Annotated in this window: 18 protein-coding genes; 12 read left to right on the forward strand and 6 right to left on the reverse strand. The window is 56.1% G+C overall.

Annotated elements, in window-relative coordinates; genetic code table 11:
- Positions 1-62: 62 nt before the first annotated feature.
- The 7 genes from queA (at position 63) to MX657_RS05335 (ending at position 6,729) form a co-directional block, all read left to right on the forward strand.
- Positions 63-1,133 carry a tRNA preQ1(34) S-adenosylmethionine ribosyltransferase-isomerase QueA gene (gene queA / locus MX657_RS05305; RefSeq protein ID WP_080328077.1) on the forward strand — a complete coding sequence of 357 codons (1,071 nt, stop codon included), beginning with the start codon at positions 63-65 and terminating at the stop codon, positions 1,131-1,133.
- Positions 1,134-1,186: 53 nt separating this feature from the next.
- Positions 1,187-2,314, forward strand: coding sequence for a tRNA guanosine(34) transglycosylase Tgt (gene tgt, locus MX657_RS05310; RefSeq protein WP_047347295.1), 1,128 nt, complete (start codon positions 1,187-1,189; stop codon positions 2,312-2,314).
- A gap of 22 nt (positions 2,315-2,336) precedes the next feature.
- Positions 2,337-2,669, forward strand: a complete 333-nt coding sequence (gene yajC / locus MX657_RS05315) for a preprotein translocase subunit YajC (protein ID WP_000007630.1) — start codon at positions 2,337-2,339, stop codon at positions 2,667-2,669.
- A gap of 27 nt (positions 2,670-2,696) precedes the next feature.
- Positions 2,697-4,544, forward strand: coding sequence for a protein translocase subunit SecD (gene secD, locus MX657_RS05320; protein WP_080328076.1), 1,848 nt, complete (start codon positions 2,697-2,699; stop codon positions 4,542-4,544).
- Positions 4,545-4,554: 10 nt separating this feature from the next.
- The gene (gene secF, locus MX657_RS05325) at positions 4,555-5,526 is read left to right on the forward strand and encodes a protein translocase subunit SecF (RefSeq protein ID WP_080328075.1); all 972 of its coding nucleotides are present in this window, start codon (positions 4,555-4,557) and stop codon (positions 5,524-5,526) included.
- A 142-nt stretch (positions 5,527-5,668) separates the two neighbouring features.
- A complete protein-coding gene (locus MX657_RS05330; RefSeq protein WP_346807593.1) occupies positions 5,669-6,034 on the forward strand; it encodes a VOC family protein in 366 nt (121 codons plus the stop codon).
- 14 nt (positions 6,035-6,048) lie between these two features.
- On the forward strand, positions 6,049-6,729 hold the full coding sequence (locus MX657_RS05335; RefSeq protein ID WP_346807594.1) for a helix-turn-helix transcriptional regulator: 681 nt from the start codon (positions 6,049-6,051) through the stop codon (positions 6,727-6,729).
- Between the two features lie 120 nt (positions 6,730-6,849).
- On the opposite strand, the gene MX657_RS05340 is transcribed toward MX657_RS05335, so the two are convergent.
- Both MX657_RS05340 and MX657_RS05345 read right to left on the reverse strand, forming a co-directional pair.
- A complete protein-coding gene (locus MX657_RS05340) occupies positions 6,850-7,728 on the reverse strand; it encodes a nucleoside-specific channel-forming protein Tsx (RefSeq protein WP_080328174.1) in 879 nt (292 codons plus the stop codon).
- A gap of 270 nt (positions 7,729-7,998) precedes the next feature.
- Positions 7,999-8,538: a DUF3251 domain-containing protein gene (locus tag MX657_RS05345; RefSeq protein WP_119915251.1), complete on the reverse strand. Its 540-nt coding sequence runs from the start codon at positions 8,536-8,538 to the stop codon at positions 7,999-8,001.
- A 152-nt stretch (positions 8,539-8,690) separates the two neighbouring features.
- Between MX657_RS05345 and nrdR the strand changes: the two genes are divergently transcribed.
- From nrdR to thiL, 5 genes are all read left to right on the forward strand, one after another.
- Complete coding sequence (gene nrdR / locus MX657_RS05350; RefSeq protein WP_008503337.1) at positions 8,691-9,140, forward strand: transcriptional regulator NrdR; 450 nt, start codon at positions 8,691-8,693, stop codon at positions 9,138-9,140.
- Positions 9,141-9,144: 4 nt separating this feature from the next.
- Positions 9,145-10,248 carry a bifunctional diaminohydroxyphosphoribosylaminopyrimidine deaminase/5-amino-6-(5-phosphoribosylamino)uracil reductase RibD gene (ribD, locus tag MX657_RS05355; protein ID WP_346807595.1) on the forward strand — a complete coding sequence of 368 codons (1,104 nt, stop codon included), beginning with the start codon at positions 9,145-9,147 and terminating at the stop codon, positions 10,246-10,248.
- A gap of 87 nt (positions 10,249-10,335) precedes the next feature.
- Positions 10,336-10,806 (forward strand): 6,7-dimethyl-8-ribityllumazine synthase, encoded by a 471-nt coding sequence (ribH, locus tag MX657_RS05360; protein ID WP_006176874.1) that lies wholly within the window; start codon positions 10,336-10,338, stop codon positions 10,804-10,806.
- 21 nt (positions 10,807-10,827) lie between these two features.
- The gene (gene nusB / locus MX657_RS05365) at positions 10,828-11,247 is read left to right on the forward strand and encodes a transcription antitermination factor NusB (protein ID WP_006809908.1); all 420 of its coding nucleotides are present in this window, start codon (positions 10,828-10,830) and stop codon (positions 11,245-11,247) included.
- 77 nt (positions 11,248-11,324) lie between these two features.
- The gene (gene thiL, locus MX657_RS05370; RefSeq protein ID WP_346807598.1) at positions 11,325-12,296 is read left to right on the forward strand and encodes a thiamine-phosphate kinase; all 972 of its coding nucleotides are present in this window, start codon (positions 11,325-11,327) and stop codon (positions 12,294-12,296) included.
- A 57-nt stretch (positions 12,297-12,353) separates the two neighbouring features.
- Here thiL and MX657_RS05375 read toward each other — a convergent pair whose 3' ends face one another.
- The 4 genes from MX657_RS05375 to xseB all read right to left on the reverse strand — a co-directional run bounded on the left by MX657_RS05375 (position 12,354) and on the right by xseB (position 16,421).
- Entirely contained in the window at positions 12,354-13,328 is a 975-nt protein-coding gene (locus MX657_RS05375) for an aldo/keto reductase (RefSeq protein ID WP_346807600.1), read from the reverse strand.
- Between the two features lie 63 nt (positions 13,329-13,391).
- Positions 13,392-15,254 carry a 1-deoxy-D-xylulose-5-phosphate synthase gene (gene dxs / locus MX657_RS05380; RefSeq protein ID WP_119915247.1) on the reverse strand — a complete coding sequence of 621 codons (1,863 nt, stop codon included), beginning with the start codon at positions 15,252-15,254 and terminating at the stop codon, positions 13,392-13,394.
- A 24-nt stretch (positions 15,255-15,278) separates the two neighbouring features.
- Complete coding sequence (ispA, locus tag MX657_RS05385) at positions 15,279-16,178, reverse strand: (2E,6E)-farnesyl diphosphate synthase (protein ID WP_008503332.1); 900 nt, start codon at positions 16,176-16,178, stop codon at positions 15,279-15,281.
- Positions 16,179-16,421: an exodeoxyribonuclease VII small subunit gene (gene xseB / locus MX657_RS05390; protein WP_346807601.1), complete on the reverse strand. Its 243-nt coding sequence runs from the start codon at positions 16,419-16,421 to the stop codon at positions 16,179-16,181.
- Positions 16,422-16,522 lie beyond the last annotated feature (101 nt).

A 16,522-nucleotide genomic window follows, 5' to 3' on the forward strand; every position in this document is an offset into this window, starting at 1 on the left:
TTGCAGCAAAAGGGTGTGAGCACTAGACTATGCCGCCTGTTTTTAAGTCACGAGTATACGTCATGCGCGTCGCCGATTTCTCCTTTGAACTACCTGAATCCCTGATTGCTCACTATCCCATGCCTGAGCGCAGCAGCTGTCGCTTACTGTCACTGGATGGGCCAACGGGCGATCTGACGCACGGTACTTTCACCGATTTGCTCGACAAGCTCAACCCTGGCGATCTGCTGGTCTTTAACAATACACGCGTGATCCCGGCGCGCCTGTTTGGCCGTAAAGCCAGCGGTGGCAAGATTGAAGTGCTGGTCGAACGTATGCTCGATGATAAACGTATTCTGGCACATATTCGCGCTTCCAAAGCGCCGAAGCCGGGCGCAGAACTGCTGCTGGGCGATGATGAGAGCATTAAAGCGACAATGACCGCGCGTCACGATGCGTTGTTTGAAGTGGAATTCGATGACGAGCGCTCGGTGCTCGACATCCTGAACGCCATCGGCCATATGCCGCTGCCGCCGTATATTGAGCGCCCGGACGAAGAGGCCGACCGCGAGCTGTACCAGACCGTCTACAGCCAGAAGCCTGGCGCGGTCGCGGCGCCAACGGCAGGTCTGCACTTTGATGAACCGCTGCTGGAAAAGCTGCGCGCCAAAGGCATTGAGATGGCATTTGTGACGCTGCACGTCGGCGCGGGGACCTTCCAGCCGGTGCGCGTGGACAGCATTGAAGACCACATCATGCACTCTGAATATGCCGAAGTGCCGCAGGAAGTGGTGGACGCGGTACTGGCGGCGAAAGCGCGCGGTAACCGCGTCGTGGCCGTCGGAACGACCTCCGTGCGTTCACTGGAGAGCGCCGCGCAGGCGGCGAAAAGCGAGTTGATTGAGCCGTTCTTTGGCGATACGCAGATCTTCATCTACCCGGGCTATCAGTACAAAGTGATTGACGCGCTGGTGACCAACTTCCATCTGCCTGAATCGACGCTGATTATGCTGGTCTCCGCGTTTGCGGGTTATCAGCATACGATGAATGCGTACAAGTCTGCGGTAGAACAAAAATATCGCTTTTTTAGCTACGGGGACGCGATGTTTATCACGTACAATCCGCTGGCTTTGAATGAGCGTGTCGGGGAATAAGTCCGCGGCACCGTATGACAACGTTGGACTGTTTTTCTGACGTCGGAGAAAAAATGAAATTTGAACTCGATACCACCGATGGCCGCGCGCGTCGCGGTCGCCTGGTGTTTGATCGCGGCGTGGTGGAAACCCCCGCGTTTATGCCTGTGGGCACGTACGGCACCGTAAAAGGGATGACGCCGGAAGAAGTTGAAGCCACTGGCGCACAGATTATCCTCGGCAATACCTTCCACCTGTGGCTGCGTCCGGGTCAGGAGATCATGAAGCTCCACGGCGATCTGCACGATTTCATGCAGTGGAAAGGCCCGATCCTGACCGACTCCGGCGGCTTCCAGGTCTTCAGCCTGGGCGATATCCGCAAGATCACCGAGCAGGGCGTTCACTTCCGTAACCCGATCAACGGCGATCCGATTTTCCTCGATCCAGAAAAGTCGATGGAGATTCAGTACGATCTCGGCTCTGACATCGTGATGATCTTCGACGAATGTACGCCGTATCCGGCGGACTGGGATTACGCGAAACGCTCTATGGAAATGTCGCTGCGCTGGGCGAAGCGTAGCCGCGACCGTTTTGACTCCCTGCAGAACAAAAATGCGCTGTTCGGCATCATTCAGGGCAGCGTTTACGAAGATTTACGCGATATCTCCGTTAAAGGTCTGGTAGAGATAGGTTTTGATGGCTACGCTGTCGGCGGTTTGGCTGTGGGTGAGCCGAAGGAAGACATGCATCGCATTCTGGAACATGTCTGCCCGCAAATCCCGGCGGATAAACCACGATACCTGATGGGTGTGGGTAAACCCGAAGATCTGGTGGAAGGCGTACGTCGCGGCATTGATATGTTCGACTGCGTAATGCCAACCCGCAACGCGCGTAACGGCCATCTGTTCGTGACCGATGGCGTGGTGAAAATCCGTAACGCGAAGCATAAGAGTGACACCAGCCCGCTCGATGCCGAGTGCGATTGCTATACCTGTCGCAATTATTCTCGCGCGTATCTGCATCATCTCGATCGTTGTAATGAGATTTTGGGGGCGCGTCTCAATACCATTCATAATCTTCGCTACTATCAGCGCTTAATGGCTGGTTTACGCAAGGCTATCGAAGAGGGTAAATTAGAGAGCTTCGTGACCGATTTTTACCAACGTCAGGGGCGGGATGTTCCACCGTTGAACGTTGATTAATATTAATAATGAGGGAATTTGAATGAGCTTTTTTATTTCTGATGCGGTAGCAGCAACGGGTGCACCAGCGCAGGGCAGCCCGATGTCTCTGATTCTGATGCTGGTTGTGTTCGGTCTGATTTTCTACTTCATGATCCTGCGCCCACAGCAGAAGCGTACTAAAGAGCACAAAAAGCTGATGGACTCCATCGCGAAAGGCGATGAAGTGCTGACCAACGGTGGCCTGGTCGGTCGCGTAACCAAAGTGGCTGAAAGCGGCTACATTGCTATCGCCCTGAACGACACCACTGAAGTGGTTATCAAACGTGACTTCGTAGCTGCCGTTCTGCCGAAAGGCACCATGAAGGCGCTGTAATCCCAACTTTTCCCAAAGGGAACTGCCGTGTTAAACCGTTATCCTTTGTGGAAGTACATCATGCTGGTCGTCGTGATTATCGTCGGCCTGCTGTACGCGCTTCCCAACCTGTATGGTGAGGATCCGGCTGTTCAAATCACTGGCGCGCGCGGTGTCGCCGCCAGTGAGCAAACGCTGATCCAGGTCCAGAAAACGTTACAAGAAGAAAAAATTACCGCTAAGTCTGTGGCTCTGGAAGAGGGTGCAATTCTTGCTCGCTTCGACACCACCGACACGCAGCTCCGCGCTCGCGAAGCGCTGATGGGCGTGCTGGGTGACAAATATGTCGTGGCGCTTAACCTTGCTCCTGCAACCCCTCGCTGGCTGGCTGCGCTGAACGCAGAGCCAATGAAGCTGGGTCTTGACCTGCGTGGCGGCGTTCACTTCCTGATGGAAGTGGATATGGATACCGCGCTCGGCAAGCTGCAGGAACAGAATATCGACAGCCTGCGCAGCGATCTGCGTGATAAAGGCATCGCCTACACCACCGTGCGTAAAGAAGATAACTACGGCATGAGCATCACGTTCCGCGACAGCGCGGCCCGCGATCAGGCTGTAGATTACCTGACTCAACGTCACCGTGACCTGGTGATCACCTCTCAGGGCAGCAACCAGCTGCGCGCGGTGATGACCGATGCGCGTCTGAAAGAAGCGCGTGAATATGCCGTTCAGCAGAACATCAACATTCTGCGTAACCGTGTAAACCAACTGGGCGTGGCTGAGCCGCTGGTACAGCGTCAGGGTGCTGACCGTATCGTGGTTGAATTGCCGGGTATCCAGGACACTGCGCGTGCGAAAGAGATTCTGGGTGCGACCGCAACGCTGGAATTCCGTCTGGTGAACTCCAATGTCGATCAGTCCGCCGCGGCGTCTGGCCGTATTCCGGGTGACTCTGAAGTGAAACAGACCCGCGAAGGTCAGCCGGTTGTGCTGTACAAACGCGTGATCCTGACCGGTGACCACATCACCGACTCTACTTCAAGCCAGGATGAGTACAACCAGCCGCAGGTTAACATCTCGCTGGATAGCGCGGGTGGTAACATCATGTCTAACTTCACCAAGGACAACATCGGCAAACCGATGGCGACCCTGTTCGTGGAGTACAAAGACAGCGGTAAGAAAGATGCAAACGGTCGTGCGGTGCTGGTGAAAGAGGAAGAGGTGATTAACATCGCCAACATCCAGTCTCGTCTGGGTAACAGCTTCCGTATTACCGGTATTAACAACCCGAACGAAGCGCGTCAGCTCTCTCTGCTGCTGCGTGCCGGTGCGCTGATTGCGCCAATTCAGATTGTTGAAGAACGTACCATTGGTCCAACTCTGGGTATGCAAAACATCCAGCAGGGTCTGGAAGCGTGTCTGGCTGGTCTCGTGGTTTCTATCCTCTTCATGATCTTCTTCTATAAGAAGTTTGGTCTGATTGCGACCTCCGCGCTGATTGCGAACCTGGTGCTGATCATCGGCATTATGTCCCTGCTGCCAGGGGCGACGCTGACCATGCCGGGGATTGCGGGTATCGTTCTGACCCTTGCGGTGGCGGTCGACGCCAACGTACTGATTAACGAACGTATCAAAGAAGAGTTGAGCAACGGTCGCTCTGTTCAGCAGGCGATTGACGAAGGTTATAAAGGCGCGTTCAGCTCTATCTTCGATGCGAACGTAACAACACTGATTAAGGTTCTTATCCTGTATGCAGTGGGTACTGGCGCGATCAAAGGCTTTGCGATTACTACCGGTATCGGTGTCGCAACGTCAATGTTTACCGCTATTGTCGGCACCCGTGCCATCGTGAACCTGCTGTACGGCGGCAAGCGCGTCAAAAAGCTGTCTATCTGAGGAGTGCGTTGTGGCACAGGAATATACTGTTGAACAATTGAACCATGGCCGTAAAGTCTGGGACTTTATGCGCTGGGACTACTGGGCCTTCGGCATTTCAGGTTTACTGCTGATTCTGTCCATCGTCGTTATGGGCGTGAAAGGCTTTAACTGGGGGCTGGATTTCACCGGTGGTACGGTTATTGAGATCTCCCTGGAAAAACCGGTCGATATGGACCAGATGCGTCTGTCTCTGCAGAAGGCGGGCTTTGAAGAGCCGCTGCTGCAGAACTTCGGCAGCAGCCGCGACATCATGGTGCGTATGCCGCCGGTGCACGATGCCAACGGCAGCCAGGAACTGGGCAGCAAGGTCGTACAGGTCATTAACGAGACCACCAGCCAGAACGCGGCGGTCAAACGTATTGAGTTCGTTGGCCCGAGCGTAGGTGCGGACCTGGCGCAGACCGGCGCCATGGCGCTGCTGGTGGCGCTGATCTCCATCCTGGTGTACGTCGGTTTCCGCTTTGAGTGGCGACTGGCAGCCGGTGTGGTTATCGCCCTGGCGCACGACGTGGTGATCACCATGGGCATACTGTCTCTGTTCCACATTGAGATTGACCTGACCATCGTGGCATCCCTGATGTCCGTTATCGGTTACTCACTGAACGACAGTATCGTGGTATCTGACCGTATCCGTGAAAACTTCCGTAAGATCCGTCGCGGTACGCCGTACGAAATCTTTAACGTGTCGTTGACCCAGACGCTGCACCGTACCTTGATCACATCCGGTACCACCCTGATGGTAATCCTGATGCTGTTCCTGTTCGGTGGCCCGGTGCTGGAAGGCTTCTCGCTGACCATGCTGATCGGTGTCTCCATCGGTACGGCGTCGTCCATCTATGTGGCGTCCGCTCTGGCACTGAAACTCGGCATGAAGCGCGAGCACCTGCTCCAGCAGAAAGTCGAGAAAGAAGGGGCGGATCAGCCGTCCATTCTGCCGTAAGCCGACGTTTAGCGCGTGATTGAAATCCCGGTCTGTTGACCGGGATTTTTTTTATCTGCTCCTGACAAACACTCCTGACAGTATGCTGTCAGGAGCCCTGTCGTAGACTCCTTCTGAACCCAAACAACAGGCAGGAGGATGTATGAAAAGCGTAATTAACTGGTTTGAAATTCCGGTCTCGGATATGGATCGCGCCATCAAATTTTATGAGCCGGTCATGCAGCTCGCGCTGCGTCGCGAGAAAATGGACGTGGCTGAACTGGCGGTTTTCCCGCATGAGGACCCGGCCACCGGTGGGGCGCTGGCAAAATTTGACGGCGTTACGCCATCTTTGCAGGGCGCTATTATTTACCTGCATACTGACAATCTGGCGGCCACGCTGGATCGCATTGCCTTTGCGGGCGGCGAGTGCGTGTTTGGCCCGCTGGAACTGCCGCATGGCATTGGCACTATTGCATTGTTTACCGACAGCGAGGGTAATCGCGTCGGCCTCCATCAACCTGCCTGAGAGCGAATGACGTTATGACCCGACGCGCTGACCGTTTGTTTCAGATTGTGCAGATCCTGCGGGGCAGGCGTCTGACAACGGCAGCGCATCTGGCGGAGCGGCTTGGCGTGTCCGAGCGCACGGTCTACCGCGATATCCGCGACCTGTCGCTTTCCTGCGTGCCGGTGGAAGGCGAGGCGGGAAGCGGATATCGGCTGATGTCGGGTTTTGACCTGCCGCCGCTGATGCTGACAAATAAGGAGTCCGAAGCGCTGATGGTCGCGATTCGCCTGCTTAAAACCTGGGGCGGGGAATCGCTGTCGCGCGAGCTGGAGTCGGCCCAGGAGAAGGTGCTGGCCATTCTGCCCGAGGAGAGTCGTCGAAAGGCGGAGCAAACGCGAATTTATGCGCCAGATATTGCTCTACAACCCCATTCACGCAGCGGTTTTGATGTGATTCATCAGGCGATTTCCGCCCAGCGCGTACTGGCGCTGCATTATCGTGATGAGGCAGGGCAGCTTTCTAAACGTGAGGTTCAGCCGCTGGGGCTGTTCTTCTGGGGGGAGCGCTGGCTGCTGGCGGCATGGTGCGAACGGCGCGATGACTACCGCTGTTTCCGGCTCGACCGGTGTCTCAATATTGTGATGACGGAGAGGCGGTTCAGCGAGAGTGCGGACAGATCTCTGGCAGATTTTTTGCGCAAGGTGAAGCAGTAAAAAGCCGGGTGGCGAGGTAAAAGCAAAACGGCAATGTCTATTGCCGTTTTTAGTGTTTTTTCCCTCTCCCCGTGGGAGAGGGTCAGGGTGAGGGCATCAGCCCGCACGGTCCCGCACTGATTAGAAGTTATAACCTACGACCAGGTAACCACCCCAACCGGTAGAACGGACGTTTTCTTTCATCCAGTTCAGGTCGGCGTCGTCGTTCCACTGGCCACCGTTGTGCCAGTAACGCGCAACAACAGAGTAGTGCCAGTGATCGTAGTTCAGCGCCAGGATGTGGCTGGAGGCGATAGAGTCGTTGGTACGCTGTTTGATGCCGTTCTCTGCGTAACCGCTCTTATCGCCCAGATCTGAACCCCAGTCGAAGTTGGTGAAGCCGATATAGCTCAGGTTGCCGCCCCACAGTTGGGTAATTGGCACAAAGTATTTCACTTTGAAACGGTAGCCATCCCACTCATTCTGGTTTTCAGCACCGTAGTTCTGCCACTGATATTTCGCGTATACGTTCAGGGACAGGCTCATTGGCAGGCCGGTGTCGATGTCGGTACCCAGACCCATATACCAGGTGCTCTGACGACCGGACTCGTTGCGCCCCATGTCGTAGATATAGTTGTTTGCGAAGTACCACTCTTTAAACGGACCAAACGCCAGGCTGGTGCCCGTCAGCTTATCAATAGAGAAACGTGGTTCGATTTCCATAAACAGCGGAGAACCGTGGTTCCAGATACCTTTTGCATCGGTGTTACCGCCGAAAAAGACCGGAGCATCCATATAGCCGTAGAAATCAAACCAGTCTTTTTTGGCGAACGCTTCATATTCCAGGTAGGTATCGTTGCGGATCTGCGGTCCGAAACGGGTGTGGTAGCTACCAACCACGTTAACGCTCTGGTGCCACCAGTCGGAGAGGTATTGTGGTTTGTCGTTTTCCGCTGCGTTAACAGTGAAAGAGGAGGACAGTGCCAGCACGGCGCCAGCTGCGAGTAATGTTTTTTTCATAATCATGCCACTGATTGAAATTCCCTTCCGGGAGTGAAAAATGCGCGAATTGCGTTTCTAAATATTTCGTGTTTCTGCGGTGCCTATTATAGGAATCCCTGCTCACAAAAATATGTGTTGTTTCACATATCTCTCACACGCGTAATCGATTGCGTTCACGTTTGCGTACTTTAAACGGCCGGGATTGTAGCGGCAATCATTTATGTTGCCAATCCATACGAAATGTAAATGTTAGCGGAGTGACATTTCACTCCGCCCAAAAGGAAGGAATTACTGCGCGGCGGGTTGGATATCGTGAATGCGGATAAAGCCTAACTGCTCAGGCGTAAGGCCTCTTAGCTGAAGCGGAATATCCACATCGCTGGGTGCCAGAACGCTGGCCGGGGCGGTAAAAAGCTGGTTCTTCACGTTCACTTCCTGGTAGCTCTCCGTGGTGCCCTGGATCTGGCCCCACTCAACGGTGCCGCTAAAGGCGGGCAGCGGATCGTTTGATTCGCCATGAATACGCAATGTTGCGCGCGTACCATCCGCATTCGCCGCCACGTTCACCAGCGACATTTTCAGCGTGCCAATCTGGCTGTTAAGCAGGGCGGGTGTATTTGCCCCCGGCAGCAGATATACCCCGCTGGTGGATTTCGCGTTCAGCGCGTTTTGCTGGGTGATCTTGACCGTTTCTTTGTTCAGTTTGTCCATTGCCGTATTGAGCGTGTTCACACTCTGTTTCATCTGGCGGACTTCGGTTTGCTGTGCGCAGGCACTGAGGGTGAAGAGGCTCCCCACCAGTAAAATTTTCAGGTAACGTCTTGTCATAGCGTTTATTTCCTTGAAATAACGGATCCATATAATGGTAGCCAGCAACGTACCGCCAGACATAGATCCTTTGTCTCAAAAAGCTCTTCCTTTGTTGTCGGGCCAGATCAGGGTAAAATGAAAACCAGTTAACCGGATAACAGGGATACCGTATGCATTGCCCATTCTGCTCCGCTGTGGATACCAAAGTCATCGACTCTCGTCTTGTGGGCGAAGGGTCTTCTGTACGCCGTCGTCGGCAGTGTCTGGTGTGCAACGAGCGTTTCACGACCTTTGAGGTTGCAGAGCTGGTAATGCCGCGCGTGGTGAAAAGCAACGACGTGCGCGAGCCGTTCAACGAAGAAAAGCTGCGCAGCGGGATGCTAAAAGCCCTCGAAAAACGCCCCGTCAGCGCAGACGATGTCGAAATGGCGTTAAACCACATTAAATCGTATCTCCGTGGCCTGGGTGAGCGCGAGGTGCCGAGCAAAATGATCGGCAACCTGGTGATGGAGCAGCTGAAAAAGCTCGATAAAGTTGCCTACATCCGCTTTGCCTCGGTCTACCGCAGCTTTGAAGACATTAAAGAGTTTGGCGAAGAGATCGCCCGCTTACAGGATTAAGCTCATGCACGATGAGATGTACATGGCGCGAGCCATGAAGCTGGCGCAGCGCGGTCGTTTTACTACCCATCCCAACCCGAACGTCGGGTGCGTTATCGTGAAAGATGGCGAAATCGTGGGGGAAGGTTATCACCATCGCGCGGGTGAGCCGCATGCAGAAGTGCATGCGTTGCGCATGGCGGGCGAGAAGGCGCGCGGCGCCACGGCCTACGTGACGCTCGAGCCCTGCAGCCATCACGGGCGCACGCCGCCGTGCTGTGAAGCGCTGATCGCGGCGGGCGTGGCTCGCTTGGTGGCAGCGATGCAGGATCCGAATCCACAGGTCGCCGGGCGTGGATTGTATCGCCTGCAGCAGGAAGGGATCGACGTCAGCCATGGGCTGATGATGCAGGATGCGGAAGCTCTGAATAAAGGCTTCCTGAAGCGCATGCGCACCGGTTTTCCGTATATTCAGCTCAAGCTGGGCGCTTCGCTGGACGGCCGTACGGCGATGGCAAACGGTGAAAGCCAGTGGATCACCTCGCCGCAGGCAAGGCGCGATGTGCAACGCCTGCGCGCGCAAAGCCATGCTATTCTCACCAGCAGTGAAACGGTTCTCGCTGACGATCCGGCCATGACCGTGCGCTGGGACGAACTGAATGCCGATACCCAGGCGCTTTATCCGCAGGAGAACCTGCGCCAGCCGCTGCGTATTATTATTGATAGCCAGAACCGCGTGACGCCGCAGCACCGTATCGTGCAGCAGCCGGGGGAAACCTGGATTGCGCGCACCAAAGAAGATACGCGCGAGTGGCCGGAAGGCGTGCGCAGCATTATGGTGCCGGAGCATAACGGGCATCTGGATTTAGTGGTGCTGATGATGCTGCTCGGTAAGCAGCAGGTGAACAGCATCTGGGTCGAAGCCGGTCCGACGCTTGCCGGGGCGCTGCTCCAGGCGGGGCTGGTGGATGAACTGCTCGTCTACGTTGCGCCTAAACTGTTAGGTCAGGACGCGCGCGGCCTGTTTGTGCTGCCCGGCCTTGAAAAACTGGCCGACGCACCGCAACTCACATTCAGCGAGATTCGTCCGGTGGGTCCGGATGTTTGCCTCCATTTAACGACAGCGTAATTGCTCCCGAAATAGGGAAGCAGTGCGCAAAGTATTATGATAAAATCCGCCCCCCTGCGGGGCCAAATGAACCCGTAAAGGAAGAGTATGAACATTATTGAAGCTGCTGTAGCTACCCCGGACGCTCGCGTCGCCATCACCATTGCGCGTTTCAACAACTTCATCAACGACAGCCTGCTGGAAGGTGCGATTGACGCCCTGAAACGTATCGGCCAGGTTAAAGATGACAACATTACCGTTGTTTGGGTTCCAGGCGCTTACGAACTGCCACTGGCGGCGGGTGCGCTGGCGAAAACCGGTAAATACGACGCGGTGATTGCGCTGGGTACTGTTATTCGTGGCGGCACTGCGCACTTCGAATACGTTGCGGGCGGTGCAAGCAACGGTCTGGCACACGTTGCGCAGGATGCTGAAATTCCTGTCGCGTTCGGCGTGCTGACCACCGAAAGTATTGAACAAGCCATCGAACGTGCTGGCACCAAAGCCGGTAACAAAGGTGCAGAAGCTGCACTGACCGCGCTTGAAATGATCAATGTATTGAAAGCCATTAAGGCCTGATTTTTTTGTAAGGGGAATTCCGTGAAACCTGCTGCTCGTCGCCGCGCCCGTGAATGTGCCGTTCAGGCACTTTACTCCTGGCAGTTGTCCCAGAACGACATCGCTGATGTTGAATACCAGTTCCTGTCAGAACAGGACGTGAAAGACGTTGACGTTCTGTACTTCCGTGAACTGCTGTCGGGAGTGGCGACTAATAGCGCGTATCTCGATGGTCTGATGAAGCCATACCTGTCTCGTCTGCTCGAAGAGCTGGGCCAGGTGGAAAAAGCAGTGTTGCGTATCGCGCTGTTTGAGCTGTCTAAACGTGATGATGTGCCGTACAAAGTGGCCATCAACGAAGCGATCGAACTGGCGAAAACCTTCGGCGCTGAAGACAGCCACAAGTTTGTAAACGGCGTACTTGATAAAGCAGCACCTGCGATCCGTCCCCACAAAAAGTGATCCGCAAACCGGAGTTCTGCATTGCCTGACGGGCAGTGCGGCTCCGGTTTTTTCTTTTATTTGCTGAGGCATAACGTATGGCATGCGGCGAATTCTCCCTGATTGCCCGTTATTTCGACCGTGTCAGAACCTCTCGTCTTGATGTTGAAACTGGCATTGGCGATGACTGCGCACTTCTCAACATTCCCGAAAAACAGACGCTGGCAATCAGCACCGACACCTTAGTGTGCGGACGTCATTTCTTACCGGATATCGATCCTGCGGATCTGGCGTATAAAGCGCTGGCGGTGAATGTCAGCGATCTGGCCGCAATGGGCGCGGATCCTGCCTGGCTGACGCTGGCACTGACGCTGCCAGAGGTGGATGAAGCCTGGCTGGAAGCGTTTAGCGACGCGCTGTTTGAACAGCTGAATTACTACGATATGCAGCTGATTGGCGGTGATACGACCGCCGGGCCGCTGTCGATGACGCTGGCGATCCACGGCTACGTGCCGTTTGGCCGGGCACTCAAGCGCTCGGGCGCAAAACCTGGCGACTGGATCTACATGACCGGCACGCCGGGTGACAGCGCGGCAGGGCTGGCCATTCTTCAGAATCGTTTAGCGGTTGAAGATACCGATGATGCGGCGTATCTGGTGAAGCGTCACCTGCGCCCGACGCCGCGTATTCTGCACGGCCAGGCGCTGCGTGAACGGGCAAGCTCGGCTATCGATCTCTCTGACGGTCTCATCTCGGACCTCGGCCATATCCTGAAGGCCAGCGGGGTGGGGGCGCGCGTTGATCTGGACCTGTTCCCGCTGTCTGAGCAACTGCTTCGCCATGTAGAACCTGAGCAGGCGCTGCGCTGGGCGTTATCCGGCGGCGAGGATTACGAACTGTGCTTCACCGTTCCTGAGCTCAACCGTGGAACGCTGGACGTAGCGTTAGCGCATCTCGGCGCGAAATTTACCTGCATCGGTCAGATCATGCCCGAGAGCGAAGGGCTGAAGTTTGTGAAAGACGGTGCGCCCGTTACGCTGGACTGGAAAGGGTACGATCACTTCGCGTGATGTTGTGCCTTTGTATTGCCGGGTGGCGGCTACGCCTTACCCGGCCTGCGGATTCGATTACTTAAACCCCACGACTGGATGCGGCTGATACGGCGTCTCCAGCTCGGCAATCTGCTCCGGCGTCAGCGTGATATCCACCGCATTCAGCAGCTCATCCAGCTGTTCTTCCCGCGACGTGCCAATAATCGGTGCCGCAACCCCGCGCTTGCCCAGCAGCCATGCCAGCGCCACCTGTGCGCGGGTGGCTCCGGTATCGTCGGCGATCCCGGCTAAGCGTTCGGCAATTAGCGCATCGCTGGCCTCTGTTCCGGAATAAAGATTTTTTCCTACTTCATCCGATACCAGACGAGCCGTAGTTTCTCCCCACGGACGGGTTAAGCGTCCGCGCGCCAGCGGGCTCCACGGGATCACCGCCACGCCTTCCTGGTAGCAGAGCGGCAGCATCTCACGTTCTTCTTCCCGGTAAATCAGGTTGTAGTGATCCTGCATGGTGACAAAGCGCGCCCAGCCGTGCTGCGCCTGGAGATCGAGCGCCTGAGCAAATTGCGACGCATGCATAGATGACGCGCCGATATAGCGCGCTTTACCCGCTTTCACGACATCGTTCAGCGCTTCAAGCGTCTCTTCAATCGGCGTGTTGTAATCCCAGCGGTGAATTTGCAGCAGGTCGACGTAATCCATGTTCAGGCGTCTGAGGCTGTCATCAATGGAGCGCAGGATCTGCGCGCGAGAGAGGCCTTCAGTCAGATCGCCTGACGGGTAGTAAACCTTGGTGGCGACGACGATGTCCTCACGACGGGCAAAATCGCGCAGGGCGCGGCCAACAATCTCCTCGCTGCTGCCGTCGGAGTAGCTGTTGGCGGTGTCGAAGAAATTAATGCCGCCTTCAATGGCGCGTTTGATAATCGGACGACTGCTCTCTTCCGGCAGCGTCCAGGCGTGGTTTCCCCGATCGGGTTCGCCAAAGGTCATGCATCCCAGACAAAGCCGGGAAACCTTGAGGTCGGTTTTTCCTAAAGTTGTGTATTGCACTGTCCGCTCCTGCTGTTTAAACACCAGGTTTAAGCATAGCAGGAGCGGAAAAGGGGGAAGGGGTTATGCCAGCCAGGTGCGGATTTTGGCTTCTATGCCAGTTGCGTCCAGGCCAATAGCCGCACGGGCTTCATCCTGCGTACCCTGAGGAATGAAATGATCCGGCAGGCCGAGATTGAGCACCGGAACGGCCTTACGGTTTGCCATCAGCACCTCGTTCACGCCGCTGCCCGCGCCGCCCATAATGGCGTTTTCTTCCAGCGTGACCAGCACGTCGTGGCTTTCCGCCATGCTCAGAATCAGGGATTCATCCAGCGGCTTCACAAAGCGCATATCCACCAGGGTGGCATTCAGCGTTTCAGCCACTTTCGCGGCCTCTGGCATCAGCGTGCCGAAGTTCAGGATCGCCACTTTTTCACCGCGACGCTTCACCAGACCTTTACCGATCGGCAGTTTTTCCAGCGGCTGCAGCTCGACGCCCACCGCATTGCCGCGCGGGTAGCGAACGGCGCTTGGGCCATCCTGATAGTGGTAGCCGGTGAACAGCATCTGACGGCATTCGTTCTCGTCACTTGGCGTCATAACAACCATATCCGGAATACAGCGCAGGAACGACAGGTCAAACGCGCCCTGGTGCGTCTGGCCGTCGGCACCGACGATGCCCGCGCGGTCGATGGCAAACAGTACCGGCAGCTTCTGAATCGCCACGTCGTGGATCACCTGATCGTAGGCGCGCTGCAGGAAAGTGGAGTAAATCGCCACAACCGGTTTATAGCCGCCAATCGCCAGGCCCGCTGCAAACGTCACCGCATGCTGCTCGGCAATCGCTACGTCGAAATACTGGTCAGGGTATTTTCTGGAGAACTCCACCATGCCGGAGCCTTCGCGCATAGCCGGGGTAATCGCCATCAGCTTGTTGTCTTTCGCAGCGGTTTCGCACAGCCAGTCGCCGAAGATTTTAGAATAGCTCGGCATACCGCCGCTGCTTTTCGGCAGGCAGCCGCTGGACGGGTCGAATTTCGGCACCGCGTGGAAGGTGATCGGATCTTTTTCCGCCGGTTCGTAACCACGACCCTTTTTGGTCATAATATGCAGGAACTGCGGGCCTTTCAGGTCGCGCATGTTCTTGAGCGTGGTCACCAGCCCCAGCACGTCGTGGCCGTCAACCGGGCCGATGTAGTTAAAGCCCAGCTCCTCAAACAGCGTGCCGGGCACGACCATGCCTTTGATGTGTTCTTCGGTGCGCTTGAGCAGCTCTTTAATCGGCGGTACGCCGGAGAAGACTTTCTTGCCGCCTTCGCGTAGCGACGAGTAGAGCTTGCCGGAAAGCAGCTGCGCCAGATGGTTGTTCAGCGCGCCGACGTTCTCGGAGATCGACATTTCGTTATCGTTAAGGATAACCAGCATGTCCGGCTTGATATCGCCCGCGTGGTTCATGGCCTCGAAGGCCATCCCGGCGGTGATCGCGCCGTCGCCAATCACGCAGACGGTGCGGCGCTGCTTGTTCTCTTTTTCGGCGGCAACGGCAATACCGATGCCGGCGGAAATGGAGGTGGAAGAGTGGCCGACGCTGAGCACGTCAAACTCGCTCTCACCGCGCCACGGAAACGGATGCAGGCCGCCTTTCTGACGAATAGTGCCAATTTTATCGCGACGTCCGGTCAGAATTTTGTGCGGATAGGCCTGGTGGCCCACGTCCCAGATAAGCTGATCGAACGGCGTGTTATAGACGTAGTGCAGCGCCACGGTCAGCTCTACCGTGCCAAGCCCGGAGGCGAAATGGCCGCTGGAACGGCTAACGCTGTCGAGCAGGTAGCGACGCAGCTCGTCGCACAGCTTCGGCAGGCTCTCTTTCGGCAGCAGACGTAACTCCTGGGTGGAGTCAACTAACGCCAGTGTCGGGTATTTGGCAATATCAAAACTCATCAAAGGCTCATCGAGATATATAGTTTATTTATCACGCTGGATTATATAGTCCGCTAGCGCTTCCAGTGCCGAGGTATCCAGCGATTGCGCGGCCAGTTCATTTAGCGACTGGCGGGCATCGTCTATCAGATCCCGGGCTTTACGTTGGGCTTGCTCAAGACCCAGCAGGGCGGGGTAGGTACTTTTGCCAAGCTGCTGGTCGGCACCCTGACGTTTACCCAATGTTGCAGTATCGCCCACCACATCCAGAATGTCATCCTGAACCTGGAATGCCAGACCGATACTTTCTGCGTATCTGTCCAGAATCGGCAGGGCTTTGCGCCCTTGTTCACCCGCGCTCAGCGCGCCCAGGCGAACGGCGGAACGAATAAGTGCGCCCGTTTTATGGCGATGAATACGCTCCAGCTGTTCCAGATTAACCTGACGTCCTTCCGCTTCAAGATCCAGCGCCTGTCCGCCGCACATGCCAGCCACGCCGCTGGCCATCGCCAGTTCGGAGATCATCGCCAGGCGGTCACGGTCAGCCACTTCCGCCATCGGCGCGTCGCTCAGAATCGAGAACGCCAGCGTCTGCAGGGCATCCCCCGCCAGAATGGCATTCGCCTCGCCAAACTTAATGTGGCAGGTTGGCTGACCCCGGCGCAGATCGTCGTCGTCCATGGCCGGGAGATCGTCGTGGATCAGCGAATAAGCGTGGATGCACTCCACGGCGGCTGCCGGGGCGTCCAGCGTGTTATCGCTGATACCAAACATATTGCCGGTGGCGTACACCAGGAACGGGCGCAGGCGCTTTCCACCCAAGAGTGCGCCATAGTGCATGGCTTCAACCAGTGGAGTGTTCTGAAAAGGCTGTGGCGCAATAAATCGGCGCAGGGCGTCGTTGGCGCGCACGACGCGCGCCTGAAGCTCGTTGGCAAAATCCATTTACTCGGCGTCCGGTGTGAAAGGCGTGGTTTTCGCGTTTTCGCTGTCGGAAAGCAGGATCTGCACGCGCTGCTCGGCCTGCTGCAGTTTGACCTGCCCCTGTCGCGCCAGCTGCACGCCACGTTCGAATTCGTTGAGCGCCTCTTCCAGCGGGAGATCGCCGCTTTCAAGACGGGTAACGATTTGCTCCAGTTCACTCAGCGCAGTTTCAAAACTGGCCGGTGCGTCGTTCTTCTTCGGCATAGTGAATTGACTCTTATATTCTCAGCCCTGATATGGTAACGGACTCGGGCGGATAAGCAAATAACGCGCAATGTGCACAGGAGCGGCGCGATGGTGGTATA

This window comes from Enterobacter chuandaensis, from assembly GCF_039718975.1.
Lineage (GTDB): Bacteria > Pseudomonadota > Gammaproteobacteria > Enterobacterales > Enterobacteriaceae > Enterobacter > Enterobacter chuandaensis.

Excerpts from the sequence above, each read along its gene's own strand:
- queA (WP_080328077.1), top strand. The coding sequence starts at position 63 with ATGCGCGTCGCCGATTTCTCCTTTGAACTACCTGAATCCCTGATTGCT.
- ispA (WP_008503332.1), bottom strand. The coding sequence starts at position 16,178 with ATGGATTTTGCCAACGAGCTTCAGGCGCGCGTCGTGCGCGCCAACGAC.
- ribH (WP_006176874.1), top strand. The coding sequence starts at position 10,336 with ATGAACATTATTGAAGCTGCTGTAGCTACCCCGGACGCTCGCGTCGCC.
- thiL (WP_346807598.1), top strand. The coding sequence starts at position 11,325 with ATGGCATGCGGCGAATTCTCCCTGATTGCCCGTTATTTCGACCGTGTC.
- MX657_RS05345 (WP_119915251.1), bottom strand. The coding sequence starts at position 8,538 with ATGACAAGACGTTACCTGAAAATTTTACTGGTGGGGAGCCTCTTCACC.
- xseB (WP_346807601.1), bottom strand. The coding sequence starts at position 16,421 with ATGCCGAAGAAGAACGACGCACCGGCCAGTTTTGAAACTGCGCTGAGT.
- nrdR (WP_008503337.1), top strand. The coding sequence starts at position 8,691 with ATGCATTGCCCATTCTGCTCCGCTGTGGATACCAAAGTCATCGACTCT.
- ribD (WP_346807595.1), top strand. The coding sequence starts at position 9,145 with ATGCACGATGAGATGTACATGGCGCGAGCCATGAAGCTGGCGCAGCGC.
- tgt (WP_047347295.1), top strand. The coding sequence starts at position 1,187 with ATGAAATTTGAACTCGATACCACCGATGGCCGCGCGCGTCGCGGTCGC.
- yajC (WP_000007630.1), top strand. The coding sequence starts at position 2,337 with ATGAGCTTTTTTATTTCTGATGCGGTAGCAGCAACGGGTGCACCAGCG.
- dxs (WP_119915247.1), bottom strand. The coding sequence starts at position 15,254 with ATGAGTTTTGATATTGCCAAATACCCGACACTGGCGTTAGTTGACTCC.
- MX657_RS05340 (WP_080328174.1), bottom strand. The coding sequence starts at position 7,728 with ATGAAAAAAACATTACTCGCAGCTGGCGCCGTGCTGGCACTGTCCTCC.
- MX657_RS05330 (WP_346807593.1), top strand. The coding sequence starts at position 5,669 with ATGAAAAGCGTAATTAACTGGTTTGAAATTCCGGTCTCGGATATGGAT.
- MX657_RS05335 (WP_346807594.1), top strand. The coding sequence starts at position 6,049 with ATGACCCGACGCGCTGACCGTTTGTTTCAGATTGTGCAGATCCTGCGG.